The sequence below is a fragment of the Bradyrhizobium uaiense genome, assembly GCF_010811875.1.
Lineage (GTDB): Bacteria > Pseudomonadota > Alphaproteobacteria > Rhizobiales > Xanthobacteraceae > Bradyrhizobium > Bradyrhizobium uaiense.
The window spans coordinates 1-2,206 of the sequence record NZ_VKHP01000463.1 but is presented as its reverse complement, the minus strand read 5'-3'; the positions used below and the strand labels follow the sequence as shown (position 1 = coordinate 2,206).

Annotated in this window: 3 protein-coding genes and 1 pseudogene; 2 read left to right on the top strand and 2 right to left on the bottom strand. The window is 59.7% G+C overall.

The window, feature by feature from the left end; translation table 11 throughout:
- Both FNJ47_RS45725 and FNJ47_RS45720 read left to right on the top strand, forming a co-directional pair.
- The coding region (locus tag FNJ47_RS45725; protein WP_430649487.1) for a c-type cytochrome at positions 1 to 394 on the top strand (394 nt) is incomplete at its 5' end.
- A 422-nt stretch (positions 395 to 816) separates the two neighbouring features.
- Entirely contained in the window at positions 817 to 1,215 is a 399-nt protein-coding gene (locus FNJ47_RS45720; protein ID WP_163163315.1) for a cupin domain-containing protein, read from the top strand.
- A gap of 149 nt (positions 1,216 to 1,364) precedes the next feature.
- On the opposite strand, the gene FNJ47_RS53430 is transcribed toward FNJ47_RS45720, so the two are convergent.
- Positions 1,365 to 1,673: an NAD(P)H-dependent oxidoreductase gene (locus FNJ47_RS53430; protein WP_283811390.1), complete on the bottom strand. Its 309-nt coding sequence runs from the start codon at positions 1,671 to 1,673 to the stop codon at positions 1,365 to 1,367.
- 58 nt (positions 1,674 to 1,731) lie between these two features.
- Positions 1,732 to 1,977 (bottom strand): annotated as a pseudogene (locus tag FNJ47_RS53425) (NAD(P)H-dependent oxidoreductase); the annotation flags it as partial.
- Positions 1,978 to 2,206: the final 229 nt, after the last annotated feature.

The following is a 2,206-nucleotide window of genomic DNA, read 5'->3' as shown; positions in this document are numbered from 1 at the left end:
CTTCAAGACCGGCGCGCGGGTCAGCGTCGTGATGAGCCCGTTCGCTGCGGCCATGAGCGACCAGGACATGAAGGACGTCGCGGCCTATTACGCCTATCTGCCGCGGGTGCCTTCGAACAATCTGGATACCGGGCGTCCCGCGCCGGCGGTCGTGGTGACGGGCGCGCCGATGCGCAACATCCCGCCCTGCGGCTCCTGCCACGGCGATATCGACAACAAGGCGGGAAGTCCCTGGCTCGGTGGCCAGTCGGCGGTCTACATCAAGGCCCAACTCGAGGCCTTCGCGTCCGGGGCGCGGCGCAACGACATCAGCGAGCAGATGCGCAACATCGCCCGCCAGATGACCGCCGAGGAGATCGACCAGGTTGCGCACTACTACGAGGTCCAACCCTGAGCGGGCATCGCGCAGCGTTGCCGTCGACGAATTTGATTACCGGCAACTGTTTCATTGGCGCATTGTCAGCAGGCCAGCGTTGTTGGCGATGCCCGGCGGCGTGGTGCTCGGCTGGGAGCCGTGCAAGTGTGCGCTGCCTACTGCGCTAATTTTTCCTGTCACGACATTCGAAATCGGTTCTTTGTAAGTCCAGACTCCTTGCGGACGGTACCAGCCGATCGCGAAACATGCTCAGTCGCGAGGGCCGAAACAGTTCCCGTGGTCCAGTCAAATTCGTGGGTTTTGGTGCTGATATCGCTGGGTTTTAACCTATAGAACTTCAACGCAAACCGCGGTGCGGCGCGCCGAGTTGGCAAAGCGAGCGGCGCCGTCGTCGCACGAAGCTTGAGTAGGAAAGGATTGAGCGAATGAGTAGGTCGAACATGCTGCGCCTCCTGAGAGTTCTGACGTTGGCAATTGCCGGAGTAGCGGCGGCTCGAACGGCCGGCGCCGCGGAGACGAAGGTGACGCCCCTAATGTCCAAGGAGTTGGAGGGGGTGCCGGGCAAGGAAGGAGCGATGTTGTTGGTCGAGTATCCACCCGGAGGTTCTGATCCGGTGCATCGACACAACGCTTCTGCCTTCATCTATGTTCTTGAAGGAGTGATCGTAATGCAACTTCGAGGCGGTAAGGAAGTCAATTTAACCAAGGGACAGACCTTCTTTGAAGGCCCGGCGGACGTTCATACAGTCGGACGAAACGCAAGCAAGACAGAACCTGCCAAATTTCTTGTGCTGTTCGTCAAGGATAAGGGAACACCAGTATTCCTTCCCGCCCAGTGAGGGTTGAGCGCTGCCGGTGATAAAGCGGCCCACGCGGAAATTGACAGCGCAACTCTGTGATAGTGGTTGTGACAGCCGCAAACGAGCATCCGGCAAGACTGCGGACACAACGTCTTCAGCGCCTCTTTCGCCAATATGATTACAGACCGCTAGATGCTAGCCATCGACGGTTCGATCGTCGCGACGAGCGAGTGACGCCGCTCGATCACGCTCGCTTCATCCATGAAGGCGGCAGCCTGCAAAGGCAGGTAATGGACCGTCTTGAGCCCGATGCAGCCAAGCGCTGCAGAGAGATACGGCGTGAGAAAGTCCGGCTGGTTGGCTTTGTCGCCGGCGAACATGCCACCAGAAGCAATTCCGACGAATATCGGTCGGTCCACAAGGATTCCGACCTTGCCCTCCGGGGTTGGCATGATCGTGCGCCCGGCACGGAGAATCTGATCGCGCCATGCCTTCAAGACGCGAAGGAACCGTGAAGTTGTTCATTGGTGTGCCGATGACATTCACGTTGGCCGCTTCGACTTCGCGGATCAGTGTCTCGGACAATTCCATCACGCCGCTCGACGTGGCCACGATCGCCGCCGGTGACGATAGGGCGGTGGCGTAGTCGGACCCGGTGTGAGGCAAAGGCTCGGTGCCAAGGTCTCGACGACTGATGGTCGCGCCCGGCACAAGCGCCCGGAGCTTGTCGACAATCGCTACCGAAAGCTGGCGGCTGTGCGACCCCCGCCGTGGGCTGCAATCGATATCGAGGATGTTCATGCCTGCTTCCCCAAAGGCTTCACGAAACCAATTGCGAAGTCGAGCAGTCCTTCGCGCTTGCAGAAGCGGCGCGCATGTTCGTTCGTCGCCGTGGTGTCGAGGACTAGGTGGTGTGGACTCTAAGGATTCCCTTTTAGGAGCAAATCAGATTCAAGGCTGCTTTTGGGGAGGCCGCCTTGGGTGTGATGGACCGTTTGGTATTGAGCGACGCGGCGTGGGAGCGGATGGC

Excerpts from the sequence above, each read along its gene's own strand:
- FNJ47_RS45720 (WP_163163315.1), top strand. The coding sequence starts at position 817 with ATGCTGCGCCTCCTGAGAGTTCTGACGTTGGCAATTGCCGGAGTAGCG.